Here is a 17424-nt window from a genome sequence, read left to right as displayed (position 1 = left end):
TAGAGGAAGCCACATGACTGAGATGGACTTCGGGCTTGGCGAAATGGCGGAGGCGATCCGCGAGACGACAGCGCGTTTCGCGCGCGAACGCATCGCGCCGATCGCCGCCGAAATCGACGCGCAGGATCGCTTTCCGCGTGAACTCTGGCCGGCCATGGGCGCTCTCGGCCTGCATGGCATGACGGTTGCGGAAACGGACGGCGGTCTGGGTCTTGGCTATCTCGACCATGTCGTTGCCTGCGAGGAAATCAGTCGCGCTTCGGCTTCGGTCGGCCTGTCCTACGGCGCCCACTCCAATCTCTGCATCAACCAGATCGCGCGCTGGGGTTCGGATGAGCAGAAGGCGAAATATCTGCCCGGACTGATTTCCGGAGACCATGTCGGCAGCCTTGCCATGTCCGAAGCCGGCGCCGGATCCGACGTCGTCTCCATGCGGCTGCGCGCCGACAGGGTCGAGGGCGGTTTTCGCCTGAACGGCACCAAATTCTGGATCACCAATGCGCCCTATTCCCAGACGCTCGTGGTCTATGCGAAGACGGAGCCGGAAGCCGGATCGAAGGGCATCACGGCCTTTCTCATCGAAAAGGATTTCCCCGGCTTCTTGATCGGCCAGAAGATCGACAAACTCGGCATGCGCGGCTCGCCAACGGCCGAACTTGTCTTCCAGGACTGCTTTGTCCCGCGCGAAAACGTCATGGGTCCGCTGAACGGCGGGGCGAAGGTCCTGATGTCCGGCCTCGACTATGAGCGGGTCGTGCTTTCCGGCATCCAGCTCGGCATCATGCAGGCCTGCCTCGACGTCGTCCTGCCCTATGTCAGGGAGCGTCGGCAGTTCGGCCGACCGATCGGAAGCTTCCAGCTCATGCAGGCCAAGATCGCCGACATGGTCGTGGCGCTGAACTCCGCCCGCGCCTATGTCTATGCCGTGGCGCGAGCCTGCGATGCCGGCAGGACAACGCGTCAGGACGCCGCCGGTGCCATCCTCTATGCCTCCGAGAACGCTGTTAAAGTTGCCGAACAGGCCATCCAGGCTCTCGGCGGCGCAGGCTACACCAAAGACTGGCCCGTCGAACGCTATTGGCGCGATGCAAAGCTCCTCGATATCGGCGCGGGCACCAACGAGGTGCGCCGGATGTTGATCGGCCGGGAGGTCATCGGCGCGGGAGAGACAAGCTGATGCCGATACTCTCGACCCTGCTCGACCGCGACAGCGAAAGCTTTAAGGCCAATACGAAGCGCAACCGCGCCCTGGCCGAGGAACTGCGGTCCAAGGTGGCAACCGCAGCGCTTGGCGGGGCGGAAAGCCATCGCCAACGGCATGTCGCGCGCGGCAAGCTTCTGCCCCGGGATCGCGTCCTGCGCCTTATAGACGCCGGCTCTCCCTTCCTCGAGATCGGGCAACTGGCCGCAGGTGGCATGTACGACGACGAGGCCCCGGGCGCGGGCATGATTGCCGGCATCGGGCGGGTCTCCGGTCGCGAATGCATGATCATCGCCCATGATCCGACGGTGAAGGGCGGCGCTTATTTCCCGATGACGGTCAAGAAGCATCTGAGAGCACAGGAGATTGCTTGGGAAAACCGCCTGCCCTGCATCTATCTGGTGGATTCCGGCGGCGCCAACCTGCCGCATCAGGCCGATGTCTTCCCCGACCGCGATCATTTCGGCCGGATCTTCTTCAATCAGGCGCAGATGTCTGCCGGAGGCATTCCGCAGATCGCCTGCGTCATGGGAAGCTGCACGGCGGGCGGCGCCTATGTGCCTGCTATGTCCGACGAAACGGTAATCGTCCGCAACCAGGGCACCATCTTTCTCGCCGGCCCACCCCTGGTCAAAGCCGCAACAGGCGAGGTGATCTCGGCAGAGGAGTTGGGCGGGGCTGATGTACATGGCCGCAAGTCCGGCCTTGTCGACCATGTCGCCGAGAACGACGAACACGCCCTACTGATCGTGCGCGACATCGTTGCGACGCTGAACCGGCCGAAGACGGTGGACATCGAGCTTACCAAGCCGCGCCCGCCCCTGTTCGGCGCCGACGAGATCTACGGCGTGGTCCCGCAGGACCTGCGCACACCCTATGACGTGCGCGAGGTGATCGCCCGTCTCGTCGATGGTTCCGAACTGCAGGAGTTCAAGCCGCTTTACGGAGCGAGCCTTGTCTGCGGCTTCGCGCATCTCTGGGGCATTCCGATTGCCATCCTCGCCAACAATGGCGTCCTGTTTTCCGAAAGTGCCCTGAAGGGCGCCCATTTCATTGAACTCGCCTGCCAGAGGCAGATCCCTCTGCTTTTCCTGCAAAACATTTCCGGCTTCATGGTCGGCGGGAAATACGAGGCGGAAGGCATCGCCAAACACGGTGCAAAGCTGGTGACCGCAGTCGCGGGCGCACAGGTGCCGAAAATCACCGTGCTGATCGGCGGCAGTTTCGGGGCCGGCAATTACGGCATGTGCGGTCGCGCCTTCCAGCCGCGCTTTCTGTTCACCTGGCCGAATGCGCGCATTTCGGTCATGGGGGGCGAACAGGCCGCTTCGGTGCTAGCGACCGTGCATCGCGACGCCGAAAGCTGGACCGCTGAGGAGGCCGAGGCGTTCAAGGCGCCGATCCGCCAGAAATACGAGGACGAAGGCAATCCCTATTATGCGACGGCCCGGATATGGGATGATGGCATCATCGACCCCGCCCAGACCCGTGACGTACTGGGCCTCGCCTTTTCCGCAACGCTGAACGCGCCGATCCCCGAACGGGCGCAGTTCGGCATTTTCCGGATGTGAGGCAAAGATGATCGAAAGCCTCTTGATCGCCAATCGTGGTGAAATCGCCCGGCGCATCATTCGCACGGCAAGGCGGCTTGGCATCCGAACGATCGCGGTCCATTCGGATGTGGATGCTGAGATGGCCTTCGTGCGCGAGGCCGATGAGGCTATGCCGATCGGTCCGGCGCCGGCACGCGACAGCTACCTGCGTCAGGACCGGATCCTGGAAGCAGCGAAAAGGAGCGAAGCAAGCGCCATCCATCCGGGTTATGGCTTCCTGTCGGAAAATGCCGATTTTGCCGAAGCCGTGATGGCCGAGGGTATCGTCTGGGTCGGGGCGCCGCCCGCTGCCATCAGGGCCATGGGCCTGAAAGATGCCGCCAAACAACGGATGATCGCAGCCGGCGTGCCGGTCACACCCGGTTACATCGGGGAAGACCAGAGCCCGGAACGACTGCAACGCGAGGCCGATGCCATCGGCTATCCGGTGCTGATCAAGGCGGTGGCCGGTGGCGGCGGCAAGGGCATGCGCCGCGTCGAGCGCTCAGAGGATTTCCCCACCGCCCTCGCAAGTTGCCGTCGCGAGGCGGCGTCATCCTTCGGCGATGACCGCGTGCTGATCGAGAAATACATCCTCTCGCCGCGTCATATCGAGGTGCAGGTTTTTGGCGACACCAAAGGCAATGTCGTGCATCTCTTCGAACGCGACTGCTCGCTGCAACGCCGCCACCAGAAGGTGATCGAGGAAGCACCGGCGCCCGGCATGGATGCCGTGACGCGGGATGCGGTCTGCCAGGCGGCCGTCACGGCAGCCCGCGCGGTCGATTATGTCGGCGCAGGTACGATCGAGTTCATCGCCGATGCCTCCGAGGGCCTGCGCGCTGACCGCATCTGGTTCATGGAAATGAACACGCGTCTCCAGGTCGAGCATCCCGTGACCGAGGCGATAACAGGACAGGATCTGGTCGAATGGCAATTGCGCATCGCGTCAGGCGAGCCTCTGCCATTGAATCAGGACCAGCTTTCCATCACCGGCTGGGCCATGGAAGCCCGGCTCTATGCGGAAAATCCTGCAACCGGTTTCCTGCCGTCGATCGGTCGGCTCGACCATCTGCGACTGCCGGAGACACTGCGGATCGACAGTGGCGTCGAACAGGGCGACGAGGTCACCGCGCATTACGACCCGATGCTGGCCAAACTCATCGGCCACGGCACCAGCCGGCAAGAGGCGATCCGCAAGCTTTCCGACGGCTTGAAAAAAGTCGAGATCTGGCCTGTGCATAGCAACACCGGTTTCCTCGTCCGCACGCTCCGCCATCCGGACTTCCTGTCAGGTAGCGTCGATACAGGCTTCATCGAGCGTCATGCCGAAGACCTCGTGCCTCCGGACCAACCGCCTGAAGTGGTATTGCAGGCCGCGGCCACGGCCCTGTTGCCGAAGCAATCGCAGGATGTCTGGACCATGCTGACGGGATTTCGCCTCAATGCCGAAATCGACCGGCAGGTGGCCGTCGATGTTGGAAAGAGGCCCTATCTGGTTCAGATGAATGGCGCTCGAACGACGGTCCGAATGGAAAACGGGGTTCTTTTCCATGAAGGCGAGGCCTGGGCGTTCGGGGCACCGCGTGCCGGGCATAGTGCGCATGGATCCGGCTCAGTCGACGGCGCCATTATCGCGCCGATGCCCGGCATCATCATCGCCGTATCCGTTGCCAAGGGAGACGTGGTCAAGCGCGGCCAGCCGCTGATCGTCATCGAAGCCATGAAAATGGAGCAGGTGCTCCACGCCCCCTTCGATGGCAAGGTGGCGGAGCTGAGGGCGAGCCATGGCAGTCAGGTGGTAGAGGGCAGCCTGCTGGTCAGGATCGAGGGAGAAGGTTGATGGCCGGACGCTATTTCGACGATTGGACGATAGGCGACAGGATCGTCCACCAGCTCCGGCGTACGGTGACCGAGACGGACAATCTGATGTTCACGCTGATGACCCACAATCCGCAGCCCCTGCATCTTGACGTCGAAGCGGCCAAGGCAAGCGAATTCGGCCAGATCCTCGTGAACGGCACCTTCACCTTTTCGCTGATGGTCGGCCTGTCGGTCGGCGATACCACGCTCGGCACGCTGGTCGCCAATCTGGGTTATGACAAGCTCGCCATGCCAAAACCTGTGTTCATTGGCGATACGATGCGGGCCGAAACAGAAATTGAAAACTTGCGGGAAAGCAGATCGCGCCCGACCGCCGGCATCGTCACGTTCAGGCATGAACTCTTCAACCAGCGCAACGAACTGGTCTGCCACTGCCTGCGCTCCGCACTTGTCGCGCGGAGACCGCAATGAGGCTGCGCTCCCTGCTGTTTGTCCCGGGCGACCGGCCCGATCGGATGGAAAAGGCGCTGAGCTACGGCGCCGATGCCCTGATCCTCGACCTTGAGGATTCCGTGACGCTGGACGCCAAGCCCGAAGCCCGGCAGGCGACGGCCAACTTCCTCCGTCAGGCCAGAGGCAGGATCCCGCTTCTCGTCCGCGTCAACCCACTCGACAGCGGCCTTCTGGACGACGATCTCGCAGCGATCCTCGACGCGCCGCCGGAGGGGCTGGTGCTCCCGAAAGCGGAGGGGGCCTCAAGCGTGGAAGCCCTGAGTACGAAAGCGGCCGACATCCCCATCCTGCCGATTGCGACCGAGACCCCGGCCGCGATCTTCCAGCTAGGCTCCTACGCATCCGTGCGACACCATCTTCTTGGTCTGACCTGGGGCGCGGAAGATCTGCCGGCGGCGATTGGAGCGATCGGTGCACGCGACGAGACGGGCCACTATACCGCACCTTACGAACTCGCCCGCTCGCTGACCCTGTTCGGCGCCCACGCCGCCAGCGTAGCGGCGATCGAGACCGTTTTCCCCGCGCTTGCCGATGCCGCCGGGCTCGCAGCCTATGCGCGGCGTGCCCGCTTTGACGGCTTCAACGGCATGATGGCGATCCATCCCGCGCAGGTTCCCATCATCAACGAGGCCTTCACGCCGACCTTGCAGGAAATGGCGCAGGCTCGTGCGATCGTCGACGCTTTCGCCGCCAATCCGGGCAGGGGCACGATCGCGTTCGCCGGCCGGATGCTCGACGCACCGCATCTCAAGCAGGCAAGACGCCTGCTTGAAGCTGCTGGCGAGAACCCCTGAGACCGCCGTCGTCCTGGCAACAATCGGATCTAGGTCACGGAATCCGGCCCGGCCTGTCGCGGGTTTCGCGAGGGCAAGCGGGACGCCTCGACCAGCGCGGAACGGGTGGCGGACTGATGTCGCCTCTGCCGATAGGCATGGAACTGCGTATCGGCGATGACACCGATCAGGATGACGGCCCCCATGACCGCGAAGTTGAGCGACGAGGGAATGCCGAGCAGGTTCACGAGGTTCTGCAGCATCTGCAGAAGGACGACCCCAAGCACCACCCCGACGATCGAACCCTCTCCGCCCCTCAACGAAAACCCGCCCAGGACAGCGGCGGCAATCGCATAAAGCTCGTAGAAATTCCCATGCGAAGACGGCTGGACGGACTTCGTATACATCGCGAAGAACACTGCCGAGACCCCCGTCAGAAAGGTGCACAGCACATAGGCTGTCACGATCACACGTTGAGTGTTGATCCCCGAATAGCGCGCCGCCTCCTCATTCTTGCCAACAGCCAGCAGATGTCGACCGAAGACGGTTCGATGAAGCAGGAACCAGGCAAGGACGGCAAATACGCCGAAGGCGACGACCGAATGGGGAACACCAGCCGTTCGACCGGCAAAGAGGAATTCGAGTGTCGGGAGATCGGTGCCGAAGGTGAAACCGGCAGTTCCGTCCCTGGTGTAGAAGCGCGCTATGCCTCGATAGATCAACAGCCCGCAAAGCGTGACCACAAAAGGCTGAAGCTTCAGACGTGTGATCAGCCAGCCATGCAGCAATCCGATCACCGCCGACAGCACCATGACGATCGCGAGCGCGATCGGCCACGGAACGCCGTGCGAGGCAATCAGATCGATGAAGATCACACCCAGCAGGGCGATCCCGGAACCGATGGAAAGCTCGATTCCCGCCGTTACAATGACGAAAGCCTCGGCAATCGAAAACAGCCCGAACAGGCCGATCAGATTGGCGGTGTTGGCGAGGTTGATCGGGGAAACGAAGCGCGGATTGACGGCGGTCACGATCGCCGCGACGACCAGAACCAGAACAGCAAGTCCTATGTCTTTCTTGTGCATAAGGATCTCCTACCCGACCGCCAGCCTGAGGATCGCTTCTTCCGTTAGGTCTTCGCGCGACAGCACGCCGGCAATGACACCTCGGCGCATGACTGCCACGCGCGTCGAGACGCCCATCACTTCCTCCATGTCCGAAGAGATCATCAGCACGGCCGCCCCGCCTTCCGCGAGATCGCGCATCAGCCGGTAGACCTCTGCCTTCGCGCCCACATCAATCCCTCGCGTCGGCTCGTCGAGGATGATTAGCTTCGGATTGAGCCCGAGCCATTTGGCCAGAACCACCTTTTGCTGGTTCCCGCCCGAAAGCTCGCTGACCGCGCGGTCGAGCCGCTTTGCACGGATCGACAACCGACTGCGAAAGCGATCTGCCTCATCCGTCTCGGCCTGGCGATCGACAAACCCGGCCCGCGAAAGAGCGGAGAGGCTTGGCATGACCACGTTTTCGGTGAGTGAAAAATCAAGAAACAGACCTTCGGATTTTCGATCTTCCGGCACGAGGCAGATACCCGCAGCGATCGCCGCCGGCACCGATCCCGGCGGGATAGGCTTTCCATGGATCTCGACATGCCCATCATGCACGGGATCGATCCCGAAAAGAGCCCTCGCAAGCTCTGTCCGCCCGGCCCCCACCAGTCCGGCTAGCCCGAGGATCTCGCCCCTGCGGATCTCGAGATCAACCACCGCTTCGGGGTGGGCCTGCGTTCGCAAGGCTCGCGTTTGCAAGACGACTTCGCCGGACGTCGTGTCCGGTGGCGTGTAGAACTGCGCGACATCGCGCCCGATCATCAGGCGGACCATGGCGTCCCGATTGATGCTGCCTCCATGAAGGTCTCCGGCATTGCGCCCGTCCCGAAGTCCAACCACGCGATCGGCGACCTCCCCCATCTCGGTCAGCCGGTGCGTGATGTAGAGGACGGCCACGCCATCCGAACGCAGACGCCTGACCACCTCCAGCAACCGCTGTGTTTCGGCGAGGGTGAGGCTCGATGTCGGCTCGTCAAGGATCAGCAGCCGAACATTCGTCGACAAAGCCTTGGCGATTTCCATCAATTGCTGATCGGCTAGCGAGAGTTTGGCGGCCGGTGTCGAAGACTGGAAGCGCGCACCAAGCATATCCAGCAACGGCCTCACACGCCTCGCCATCGCGTCGTGGTCGATGAAGCCGAAGGGGCCGTGGCGCAACTCACGCCCGAGCATCACATTGCCCGCGACATCGAGATTGGCGAACGGGTTGAGTTCCTGATGCACGAATGCAATGCCATGTTTCAACGCCTGGGCCGGCGTCAGACAAGCGACCGTCTGGCCGTCGATGATGATCTCGCCCTCGTCGGGCGCAATCGTGCCTCCCAGCACCTTCATCAATGTCGACTTTCCAGCGCCGTTTTCTCCAATCAGCCCCACGATTTCCCCGCCGCGGATGCTGAGCGACACGCAATCGAGGGCGACGGCACTGGGATAAACCTTCGTGATCCCGACGAGATCGAGCGATATGGGCGCGGCAGCAGACATCGGTGGAATACCCTGAGCTGAAATGAAAGTACCTGCGCGGACCCGGAGTGTCCGCGCAGGTCGCTGACCGGCAGGCCGATCAGCCGCCGATCCGCTCCTTGAGCTGCTTTTCGAAGTCATCGACATTCGATTTGTCGATGACCTGCGTTGGCACGATGATCAGCCCGTCGGCCGGCACCTGGGACTTGTCGCCCTTGAGATAGGCGGCCATCAGCTTCATGCCCTGATAGCCCCACTGATAGGGGTCCTGCACCACTGTGCCAGCGAAACTGCCTTCGCGCACCGCGCCAAGCGTGATCGGATCTTCGTCGAAGGCGATCACAGTGATGGCGCCGAGCTTGCCCGCTGCTTGCAGGGCCTCGTAGATCTTGGGCGGATTGTAGGAATAGAAGCCGACCATGCAGTCGATGTCCGGATTGGCGGCGAGCACGTCGTCGACATTCGAGCGGGCGCGCGCGAAATCGACATCGTCACCGCGCACATCGACGAGTTCGATCGATTTGCCCTCCACCGCCTGCTTGAAGCCGGCGATGCGCTCTTTCGCATTGTCGGCACCGAGGAACCCGACGAAGCCCATGCATTTTCCGCCGTTCGGCAGCGCCTTGACAGCGATCTCGCCGGCCTGGACACCGGCGAGCGTGTTGGACGAGCCGAGATAGGCGATCCGCTTGGACTGCGGAGCATCGCTATCGGTGGTGAAGAGTGGAACCTGGTCGGCAATACGGTTGAAGGCGTCCACAGAGTTCTTCGGATCAACCGACGAGATCATGATTGCATCGGTCCCCGCTGCCACCAGGTCATCCATGAGGGCGTTCTGAAGCGCCGCAGTGCCCTGGGCGGGATACCGGAACTGAAGCTCGAAGTCTGACAGTTCAGCCTGCGCCGCCTTGACGCCCGCTTCGGCCAGTTTCCAGAAATCGGACGCGGCGTTAACGACAAAGGCGAGCGCCTGCTTGTCCTGTGCCACGGCTGGTGTGGCGACGATGCCCATGATCGCAGCGATGGCTGTTATGGTAAGTGGTTTCATGATGTCCTCCCGCAGCCCTCTCCTCTCAGGCTGCATCCTGTTGACGGACAGCAGCCGACATGCAGCGCTTTCGCACCGCAGGCTGCCGCATGCGGAAGGGACGAGCGAGTAGCCTCCCTCGCCCCTCTTGGTCAGTTGTCCTTGCAGAAGCCCGGATCTTCGGCGTTGCAGACGTCGAGACCGGTGAAGAGCGGGTCCTCGACTGTCTCGCCCTTGATGAGCTGGATCATCACGTCGGGCGCCTTGTAGCCCATCTCGAAGGGCCGCTGGCCGACCTGCGCGTGGCTGCGCCCTTCGCGGAAGGCTTGCGTCTGCGGCGGCAGTGTGTCGCCCGCGACGATGATCAGGTCCTTGGACTTGAGCTTGTCCATCACCTGGTCGGTCACCTGGGTATAGGCCTGCGGTGCAAACTGCGCCCAGCCGCCGATCAGAATGAAAGCATCGAGATCAGGATGCGCCGTGAACACATCGGACATCTGCTGGTTGGCAAGGTCGGCCTGATCGTTTGTGAAGACGGGGCAGCCCTCGATCTCCGTCCAGCCATTCTGGCCGGTGAGACGATCAACATCCTTGGCTCCCGCGATCGTATCGCGGAACCCCTGAGCACGGGCATTGATGTTGGCTGCGGCCACGTTTCCGAGCTGAAGACACACCGTGCCTCCCTCGGACTTCAGCTTCTTGGCCTCCTCCGCCATCTTCACGCCCATCAGATAGTTGTCTGTGCCGAGATAGGTCTTGCGCAGTCCGTGGTCGGCTTCGAGCAGGTCGGCATCGACGGTCATGACCGGTACGGTCGGGGCGATTTCCCGAAGGCGGTTGGCCATGGCGGGCGCGTTCGAAGGCGAAATCGCAATGGCTGCGACCCCGCGTGTGAGCAGATCGTCGACGATCTGGACCGCACCGGCTTCATCAGCCGAAGAGGCGGGTCCGGTGTAGAGGCATTCGTATTCGCTGTCGGAATTCTCCGACATCCATTTCTTGCAGCCGAGATTGATCTGCTCGAAGAACGGATTGTCCAGCCCCTTCACGACGATGGCCAGGGTCTTCTTGCCTTCCGCCGCGGCTTCACCGGCGAGCAGCATCAGAACAGGTATTGCAGTGAATGCCAAGAAACGTGATTTCATTGCCTTTCTCCTCCTCCTAATCGCCGGCAAGCCCTCCTGCTCAGCCGGGATACCAAATGATGCGTGGATCATCCGCCGCGCGCCGGTAACTCCAGGCGCGCTCGACGAGCCCTTCCAGATCGATCTCCGGCTGCCAGCCGAGCACCATCCGGGCCTTTGAATTGTCGAGCCAATTGCTGTGAAAGGACGTTGCGATGTCGCGACGTTGCATGTTGCCGGACGTTTCCAGGAGATCCGCCACCGCGCCATAGTCCACGGGTCGATCCATGGCGACGTTGAACAATTCGCCATAGGCAGCCGGATTGTCGAGCGCAGCCAGGATCGCCTTCACCAGATCGTCGACGTGGATGAAGTTGCGCTTCAGATAGCCGCCCTTGCCATCGCGCATGACGGGCAGGACGCGATCTTGCCTCGACACCTGCAATTCATCGACAGCCATGAGGTCAGTCCAGGCCGGCCCGCCAAACTGATCGTCGCCCAGCTCGAAGGCGAACCGAAAGTCGTCCTTCTCCATGATCCATGGGGCGCGAAGCGTGGTCCAGTTCAGGCCTTCCTGAATGCCGAACTGTTCCAGCATCGTCTCTTCCAGCACCTTGGTCAGAGCGTAGACGCCCCGATAGGCTCGCCTCGGCGCCTGTTCGGTGATCGGCGCGTCATAGCCATGGAAGATGTGACCGACGACGCAGTCACCGCTGAGCAGCACGAACTGCCGCCGCGTCTGAAGACGGCTGAAGCGGTCGAGCAAGAGATAGAGCCCCTTCAGCGCAACATCGATAGCCTGATCGGGTGTTTCCTTAACGGCGGCGAGATGCAGGACATGCGTCACGCCGCTGAGCACTCTGGCAATGACCTGGGCATCCGCAACCGAGCCCCTTTCGACCGAGAGACGCGGCGCAGGCTGCAGGAGACGATTGTTGCAAAGGGCGACGACGTCCCATTCCGCAAAGCGCGGATGGGCGAAAAATGCGGGCAGGAAGGCCTGCCCCACCTTTCCGGTGGCGCCCGTCACAAGCAACCGCATCCACGCCTCCCTTTTCTTTCTCAAGTTGCACGATTAATAATTAGTAATAATATTAAGTCAAGCATCATTAATATCAATTTGCGCCATCAAGCCACACGAGCTATGCTGCGCTTGAGCGGCCACAGTGAAACAAGCCGAGGGAGGGCGGAGCGTGTCACGACTGTCATTGCATGAGATTTCAAAGAGTTATGGCGCCATACAGGCCTTGACCCGCGTCAGTCTTGCAATCGAGCCCGGAGAGGTTCTGGGGCTGATGGGGGACAATGGTGCCGGCAAGAGCACCCTTGTGAAAATCATCGCCGGCAACTTCCCGCCCTCCACCGGCGAAATCCGCATCGATGACCAACAGGTTGCGTTTCACAACCCCCGCGATGCACAAAGGCACGGCGTTGAGGTCGTCTATCAGGACCTCGCGCTTTGCGATCATCTCTCGGCCGCGTCCAATGTCTTCCTGGGGCGGGAGACCATGCGCAAGCTCGGGCCATTGCGCTACATCGACTATGCCGACATGAACCGGGTCTCAGCCAGCCTCTTCAAACAGCTGAAATCGGAAACGAGACCCCGCGATCTGGTGCGCCGCATGTCGGGCGGCCAACGCCAGGCGGTGGCAATCGCACGCACGCTCCTGTCACAGCCAAAGATCGTCATGATGGATGAACCGACTGCAGCGATTTCGGTGCGGCAGGTGGCGGAGGTCCTCGATGTCATCAGGCGTCTTCGCGACCAGGGTATCAGCGTCATCCTCATCAGCCACCGCATGCCCGACGTTTTCGGCGTATCGGATCGGATTGCCGTCTTAAGGCGCGGAGAGCTCGTCTGCAGCAAACGCGCCGATCGCTCATCACCCGAAGAGGTGACCGGCTTGATCACCGGCGCCATCGAAGCCGCATGAGAGGGGACTTGCTATGACGACTCTGGAGGAAATCATTGCGCGAAGCGAGCATCGCAGCTGGCTCTCTCGGATATCTGGCCAACAATTGTTCTGGGTTTTCTTGGCGGCAGTCCTCGCGTGTCTGGCACTCAGCCTGCTGACGGACAGTTTCGCCACTGAGCGCAACCTCTTCAATGTTGCTCGCAACTTCGCCTTCGTCGCCATCATCGCAATTGGCATGACGGCCATCATTGCCTCAGGCGGCATCGACCTCTCCGTCGGCTCCACCGTCGTGCTGAGCGCCATGGTGATCAGCGTGACCATGGAAGCGGGCACACCCTTCCTTCTGGCCGCGCCCCTTGCTCTCGCTGCAGCTCTTCTTGTCGGGCTGCTGAACGGCGTGCTCGTGGCCTATGCCCGCATGCCGCCCTTCGTGGTCACGCTCGGAACGCTCTCGGCGGCCCGCTCGCTCGCCATGGTGCTCTCCGACAACAAGATGATTTACAATTTTGGCCCCGACCACGAACTGCTGATATGGATTGGCGGCGGATCCACCCTTGGCATTCCACATCCCCTCTATGTCTTGGCCGTGCTCACGATTCTGATGTCGCTCACTTTCAAGTGGACACGCTGGGGACAACATCTCTTTGCCATCGGCAGCAACGAGAATGCCGCAGTCCTGACCGGTATTCCCGTGCAAAGGATGAAAGTCAGCATCTACATGTTCTCGGCGCTGACGGCAGGGCTCGCCGGCATCCTGATGGCCGGATGGCTCGGAAGCGTCACCACCAATCTGGGCCAGGCGATGGAACTGACAGTGATCGCAGCAGCCGTCATTGGCGGCGCCAATTTGGCCGGCGGCGAAGGCAATGCCTTGGGCGCGGTGGTCGGCGCCCTGTTGATAGAGGTTATTCGCAACTCCCTGATCCTGCTCGGCATCTCGACATTCTGGCAAGGAATGTTCATAGGTACTTTCATTGTGGTCGCCGTGGGATTCGACCGTGTCAGACATTTCCGGTCCTGACACGCAGCTCTGCTTCGGAAACCACGGTGTTCGCCATGGAGAATGCCTTGAAACCGACGATGATGGATGTGGCCGCGCTGGCGCGCGTATCGCAGGCGACCGTTTCCCTCATCCTCAATGGCAGTTCCGGCGCCCGCTTCAGCGAAGCGACGCGCAAGCGTGTCTTCGATGCGGCGGAGGAACTCGGTTACCGCCTTGCCAACAAATCGACCGCCAGCGCGTCAACCGGCACGACGAATACAAACAAGGTGATCGTCTTCGCGGTCGATGAACTGACGACCGACCCCTGGATGTCGATGGCCTTCGAAGGCGCGCGTGAAAAGGCGCTTGAGCTCGGGATCATCGTAACGCTCGGTGTATTCCGCAAGGGCGAGGACCCGGATGGCGGCATCTTCTCGATCTGCGACGGACAGACACTCCTCGGTTATATCTTCGGGACGATCCTGACCCGCAAGATTGATCCGGCCGAGCCCCTGCTGAAGGTGCCCTCAGTTTTGGTCAACTGCTACGACCAGGAGCGTCGCCTTCCTTCCATCCTGCCGGGGGACGTCGCAGGCGGTCGTGCCGCCACCGAGAGGCTCATTGCTTCCGGTCGCAAGCGCATTGCGCTGATCAACGGCCAGGAAGGACTGGACAATCCCCGAGACCGCCTGCGCGGCTATAAGCAAGCCCTCGCCAGCAATGATCTGGCCTATGATCCGGACCTTGTCCATTACGGCAATTGGGAGCCCTCCTCCGGATATGAGAAGACCCATGCCCTGATGAAATTGAAGAACCCTCCTGACGGGATCTTCTGCGCCAACGACCTGATGGCTCTGGGCTGCATAGAGGCCCTGAAGGAACTCGGAAAGTCGATACCGACGGATGTATCCGTGGTCGGGTTTGACAACAGAGACATTGCCCAATTCACCATGCCACCGCTGACCACTTTCCATCTACCGATGTTCGAGATGGGCTCCATGGCTGTCGAACTGCTTGCCGACATGGCCGGCGGGCTCTCCAGTTCCCACGACCAGTTAAAGGTCGAATGCCGGTTGGTCGAACGCCAGTCGGCCTGAGGGATGTTTGGCGGGCGTCGCCGCCTACGCGTTTTCCCGAATAGCCGTTCGGACGAACCGGCATCGAACAGATCGCAGGGAAGCGCAATCGAGGTTCAGGCCGCCTGGGCCACTCGCTCATGCTCCAGCTTGGCCACGGCATAGCGTCGAGCGAGCCAGGCGCAGACCATGAGTTGGATCTGATGGAACAGCATGAGCGGCAGGACTATGGCACCCACTGACTGGCCTGCGAAGATGACGCCCGCCATCGGCACACCACTGGCAAGGCTCTTCTTGGAGCCGCAGAAGATCGCGGCAATCCGATCCTCTCGGCTGAAGCCGAAGAGCTTCGAGCCCAGAAGAGTAATCAACAGGACGACGACGAGCAGCGCGATGTCGAGCCCGATCACCAGAGCTAGATCGGCGGTGGAGAAATCCGACCATATGCCTTCGATCACCGCATTGGAAAAGGCGAGATAGACCACCATCAGGATCGAGCCGCGATCGACGGGCGTAAGCAACGTTTTGCGCGCCCGGATCCAGTTGCCGATGAAGGGTTGCAGCACCTGCCCGAGCACGAAGGGCAGGAATAGCTGCAGCAGGATCTTCCAGATCATGTCGAGCGACACCCCGACATGACCGCCAGCCGTGAAGAGAACCGCCACGAGCGCGGGCGTCAAGAACATGCCGAGGATGTTGGATGCGGATGCGGCACAGATGGCGGCCGGCACATTGCCCCCGGCGATGGAGGTAAAGGCAATCGAAGACTGCACCGTCGACGGGAGCACACAGACATAGAGCAGACCGAGATAAAGCGCCGGTGGAATGAGCCACGGCGAGAGGAGACCGAGCAGCAGACCGAGCAGCGGAAAGACGACGAAGGTCATCGCCAGAATAAAGCTCTGCAGCCGCCAGTGCAGGAAACCGGCCACCACGACATCGGTAGAAAGCCGCGCCCCGTGCAGAAAAAACAGCAAGGCAACGGCGAGATTGGTTGCGAGGCCGAACCATTTGGCAGGCTCGCCGGAGATCGGCAACAGGCTTGCCAGAACCACCATGACAACGAGCAAGAGCGTGAAGGTATCGGGAAGAAAGCGTTTCATCTGCAATTCCGGCGGGATCTGGACAGAAGGTGAAGACTAGTTATCGTTATTGACGATGCAAGAAATAACAGTCATCGGAAAACGTGATATGCTCGATCTCGTTCACTTGCGCAGTTTCGTTGCGGTTGCCCAACTCTCCAGCTTCACGGCCGCCAGTCAGAAGCTGGGCCTGCGCCAGTCCACGGTCAGCCAGCATCTGCAGCGGCTGGAAGCCCTGATCGGCAGGCGGCTTTTGGATCGCGATACCCATGCGGTGCGCTTGACAGCGGAAGGCGAGGCGCTTCTGCCCCATGCCCGGCAATTGCTCTCGCTGGAACGACAGACAGCCTCGCTGTTCGAAGCGGCACAACCCCGCGGTCGCTTGCGGTTTGGCATTTCCGAAGACCTGGTGTCTGGCCAGCTTCCACTCCTCCTGCAAGATTTCATCGCCGACTATCCCGCCGTCGAACTCAATCTGACGGTGGCCCTGTCGAAGGATCTTGCTGATATGCAGGATCAGGGCGAACTAGATCTTGTATTCGCCAAGCGTCGGCTTGGCGACCGTCGCGGCGAGGCTATCCTGCGTGAACCGCTGGTCTGGCTCGCGGCCGACCCGGAAGCGATCATGGCAAGACCGATCCTGCCGCTCATCGTCTTCCCACCGCCGAGCCTGACAAGAACACTGTTGATGGAAGCTCTCGAACGCACGGGACAGCCCTGGCGGATCGTCTGCTCGTGCCAAAGCCTGAGCGGCCTGACGGCTGCCGCTCGAGCGGGCATGGGCGTCCTCGTCCAGCCGCGCAATCTCGCACCGTCGGGACTGCGGGAACTACCGCCCTCGGCACTTCCGATCATCGAAGATGTGGAATTCATCCTCGTGGCCTCTCCCGGTGCTGACCGCAATACCGTCGCCGCCTTCACCCGCCTCGTTCGCGAACGAGTGGCAAACGGCCTCCACCCCGCTCGGTGAACGCGCCGGCCCTGCCCCGTCAAAAAAAGACCTCGCCAGGGCGAGGTCAAGTTGGGGAGGCATGGGTTTCGACTGCAGGGCGCGGCTACCCGCACCACAGGGATTCTCAGGTGACCGTAAAGAGGCCAGGTCTTGGAGCGCACGGACCCGCTCTCAGCGGAATATGGCTTCGCACCTTCCAGGCTTGCTCCAGGTTCGGCGAGCCTGAGGACGGGTGACCAGGAAGCCCCTGCCCTGATGTGCCGCATGACTTCATCACAACACTGCCTGCCATAGCTCGATATAGACGTGGTCCTGATCGTTGGCCTCAGCAAGCGCTGTTCCGAAATACACCGCCTTGCCGAGGGCCGCGTGCGGGCCATCGGGCACCTCGAGTGATGCGCGGGTTCGTCCGTGATAGGTCCCGTCGGGCTGAGGAAACATCTTCCCGATGTTCGTCACCATGACAGGTGTTCCGTCCTCCATCTCCAGCATGTAGCGGGCTTCGATTGCGTAGGAACCGTCAGCCAAGGCCACGGCAAAGTCCGCGCCACCTGGTACGATCCGCCCCTTCCAGCCTTTGCCCAGGACCTCGCCGCCGACGATCGGGAAGTAGGCCCGAACATAACCCTCGCTTGTCTTGAATTCGATCGCCGAGCCTATGTCGGCGCGGATCACACAGGCCTTTGTCAGAGCAGGTGGATCGAGTGTCTGTCCGGCACCCACGCTGATCATGTCGATGGAATTCTGTTCAGGCTTCAAGGGATCCTCCCAGCATGCATTCAGTTGATG

At 61.5% G+C, this 17424-nt stretch carries 16 protein-coding genes; 9 read left to right on the top strand and 7 right to left on the bottom strand.

Features of this window, described 5'->3' with window-relative positions; translation table 11 throughout:
• The first annotated feature begins 13 nt into the window (after positions 1-13).
• From H6M51_RS03310 to H6M51_RS03290, 5 genes are read left to right on the top strand one after another with little or no spacing between them, the layout of a single operon-like run.
• Positions 14-1177 (top strand): isovaleryl-CoA dehydrogenase, encoded by a 1164-nt coding sequence (locus tag H6M51_RS03310; protein WP_185808477.1) that lies wholly within the window; start codon positions 14-16, stop codon positions 1175-1177.
• Positions 1177-2772, top strand: coding sequence for a carboxyl transferase domain-containing protein (locus tag H6M51_RS03305; RefSeq protein WP_185808476.1), 1596 nt, complete (start codon positions 1177-1179; stop codon positions 2770-2772). Before H6M51_RS03310 ends, H6M51_RS03305 begins: the two co-directional genes overlap by 1 nt.
• 7 nt (positions 2773-2779) lie before the next feature.
• Positions 2780-4636 carry a biotin carboxylase N-terminal domain-containing protein gene (locus tag H6M51_RS03300; protein ID WP_185808475.1) on the top strand — a complete coding sequence of 619 codons (1857 nt, stop codon included), beginning with the start codon at positions 2780-2782 and terminating at the stop codon, positions 4634-4636.
• Positions 4636-5088, top strand: coding sequence for a MaoC family dehydratase (locus tag H6M51_RS03295; RefSeq protein ID WP_185808474.1), 453 nt, complete (start codon positions 4636-4638; stop codon positions 5086-5088). Before H6M51_RS03300 ends, H6M51_RS03295 begins: the two co-directional genes overlap by 1 nt.
• Positions 5085-5924: a CoA ester lyase gene (locus H6M51_RS03290; RefSeq protein ID WP_185808473.1), complete on the top strand. Its 840-nt coding sequence runs from the start codon at positions 5085-5087 to the stop codon at positions 5922-5924. Before H6M51_RS03295 ends, H6M51_RS03290 begins: the two co-directional genes overlap by 4 nt.
• Positions 5925-5953: 29 nt before the next feature.
• Here the strand turns inward: H6M51_RS03290 and H6M51_RS03285 are convergent, their stop codons facing one another.
• The 5 genes from H6M51_RS03285 to H6M51_RS03265 all read right to left on the bottom strand — a co-directional run bounded on the left by H6M51_RS03285 (position 5954) and on the right by H6M51_RS03265 (position 11669).
• On the bottom strand, positions 5954-6988 hold the full coding sequence (locus H6M51_RS03285) for an ABC transporter permease (protein ID WP_246780384.1): 1035 nt from the start codon (positions 6986-6988) through the stop codon (positions 5954-5956).
• Positions 6989-6997: 9 nt separating this feature from the next.
• Positions 6998-8497, bottom strand: coding sequence for a sugar ABC transporter ATP-binding protein (locus H6M51_RS03280; RefSeq protein ID WP_185808472.1), 1500 nt, complete (start codon positions 8495-8497; stop codon positions 6998-7000).
• Between the two features lie 79 nt (positions 8498-8576).
• On the bottom strand, positions 8577-9524 hold the full coding sequence (locus tag H6M51_RS03275) for a sugar-binding protein (RefSeq protein ID WP_185808471.1): 948 nt from the start codon (positions 9522-9524) through the stop codon (positions 8577-8579).
• Between the two features lie 131 nt (positions 9525-9655).
• A complete protein-coding gene (locus H6M51_RS03270) occupies positions 9656-10648 on the bottom strand; it encodes a sugar-binding protein (protein ID WP_407073546.1) in 993 nt (330 codons plus the stop codon).
• A 40-nt stretch (positions 10649-10688) separates the two neighbouring features.
• Entirely contained in the window at positions 10689-11669 is a 981-nt protein-coding gene (locus H6M51_RS03265) for an NAD(P)-dependent oxidoreductase (protein ID WP_185808470.1), read from the bottom strand.
• Positions 11670-11820: 151 nt separating this feature from the next.
• Here H6M51_RS03265 and H6M51_RS03260 point away from each other — a divergent pair, with 151 nt between their 5' ends.
• From H6M51_RS03260 to H6M51_RS03250, 3 genes are read left to right on the top strand one after another with little or no spacing between them, the layout of a single operon-like run.
• Positions 11821-12561 carry an ATP-binding cassette domain-containing protein gene (locus H6M51_RS03260; RefSeq protein WP_185808469.1) on the top strand — a complete coding sequence of 247 codons (741 nt, stop codon included), beginning with the start codon at positions 11821-11823 and terminating at the stop codon, positions 12559-12561.
• Positions 12562-12574: 13 nt separating this feature from the next.
• Positions 12575-13564 (top strand): ABC transporter permease, encoded by a 990-nt coding sequence (locus H6M51_RS03255; protein ID WP_185808468.1) that lies wholly within the window; start codon positions 12575-12577, stop codon positions 13562-13564.
• A 47-nt stretch (positions 13565-13611) separates the two neighbouring features.
• A complete protein-coding gene (locus tag H6M51_RS03250) occupies positions 13612-14622 on the top strand; it encodes a LacI family DNA-binding transcriptional regulator (protein WP_246780383.1) in 1011 nt (336 codons plus the stop codon).
• Between the two features lie 95 nt (positions 14623-14717).
• Here H6M51_RS03250 and H6M51_RS03245 read toward each other — a convergent pair whose 3' ends face one another.
• Entirely contained in the window at positions 14718-15704 is a 987-nt protein-coding gene (locus H6M51_RS03245) for a bile acid:sodium symporter family protein (protein ID WP_185808467.1), read from the bottom strand.
• Positions 15705-15792: 88 nt separating this feature from the next.
• On the opposite strand from H6M51_RS03245, the gene H6M51_RS03240 reads away from it, so the two are divergent.
• Positions 15793-16653, top strand: a complete 861-nt coding sequence (locus H6M51_RS03240) for a LysR substrate-binding domain-containing protein (protein ID WP_185808466.1) — start codon at positions 15793-15795, stop codon at positions 16651-16653.
• 255 nt (positions 16654-16908) lie between these two features.
• On the opposite strand, the gene H6M51_RS03235 is transcribed toward H6M51_RS03240, so the two are convergent.
• The gene (locus H6M51_RS03235) at positions 16909-17394 is read right to left on the bottom strand and encodes a DUF3237 domain-containing protein (RefSeq protein WP_185808465.1); all 486 of its coding nucleotides are present in this window, start codon (positions 17392-17394) and stop codon (positions 16909-16911) included.
• Positions 17395-17424 lie beyond the last annotated feature (30 nt).

The sequence above is a fragment of the Rhizobium sp. AQ_MP genome, from assembly GCF_014237835.1.
In the GTDB taxonomy this organism is placed as follows: Bacteria; Pseudomonadota; Alphaproteobacteria; order Rhizobiales; family Rhizobiaceae; genus Allorhizobium.
The sequence above is the reverse complement of the archived record's forward strand: the minus strand, read 5'-3'. Positions and strand labels throughout refer to the sequence as shown.

What these genes read in the sequence shown, in the direction of transcription:
- H6M51_RS03310 (WP_185808477.1), top strand. Translation starts at nt 14, where the DNA reads ATGACTGAGATGGACTTCGGGCTTGGCGAAATGGCGGAGGCGATCCGC.
- H6M51_RS03305 (WP_185808476.1), top strand. Translation starts at nt 1,177, where the DNA reads ATGCCGATACTCTCGACCCTGCTCGACCGCGACAGCGAAAGCTTTAAG.
- H6M51_RS03300 (WP_185808475.1), top strand. Translation starts at nt 2,780, where the DNA reads ATGATCGAAAGCCTCTTGATCGCCAATCGTGGTGAAATCGCCCGGCGC.
- H6M51_RS03295 (WP_185808474.1), top strand. Translation starts at nt 4,636, where the DNA reads ATGGCCGGACGCTATTTCGACGATTGGACGATAGGCGACAGGATCGTC.
- H6M51_RS03290 (WP_185808473.1), top strand. Translation starts at nt 5,085, where the DNA reads ATGAGGCTGCGCTCCCTGCTGTTTGTCCCGGGCGACCGGCCCGATCGG.
- H6M51_RS03285 (WP_246780384.1), bottom strand. Translation starts at nt 6,988, where the DNA reads ATGCACAAGAAAGACATAGGACTTGCTGTTCTGGTTCTGGTCGTCGCG.
- H6M51_RS03280 (WP_185808472.1), bottom strand. Translation starts at nt 8,497, where the DNA reads ATGTCTGCTGCCGCGCCCATATCGCTCGATCTCGTCGGGATCACGAAG.
- H6M51_RS03275 (WP_185808471.1), bottom strand. Translation starts at nt 9,524, where the DNA reads ATGAAACCACTTACCATAACAGCCATCGCTGCGATCATGGGCATCGTC.
- H6M51_RS03270 (WP_407073546.1), bottom strand. Translation starts at nt 10,648, where the DNA reads ATGAAATCACGTTTCTTGGCATTCACTGCAATACCTGTTCTGATGCTG.
- H6M51_RS03265 (WP_185808470.1), bottom strand. Translation starts at nt 11,669, where the DNA reads ATGCGGTTGCTTGTGACGGGCGCCACCGGAAAGGTGGGGCAGGCCTTC.
- H6M51_RS03255 (WP_185808468.1), top strand. Translation starts at nt 12,575, where the DNA reads ATGACGACTCTGGAGGAAATCATTGCGCGAAGCGAGCATCGCAGCTGG.
- H6M51_RS03245 (WP_185808467.1), bottom strand. Translation starts at nt 15,704, where the DNA reads ATGAAACGCTTTCTTCCCGATACCTTCACGCTCTTGCTCGTTGTCATG.
- H6M51_RS03240 (WP_185808466.1), top strand. Translation starts at nt 15,793, where the DNA reads ATGCTCGATCTCGTTCACTTGCGCAGTTTCGTTGCGGTTGCCCAACTC.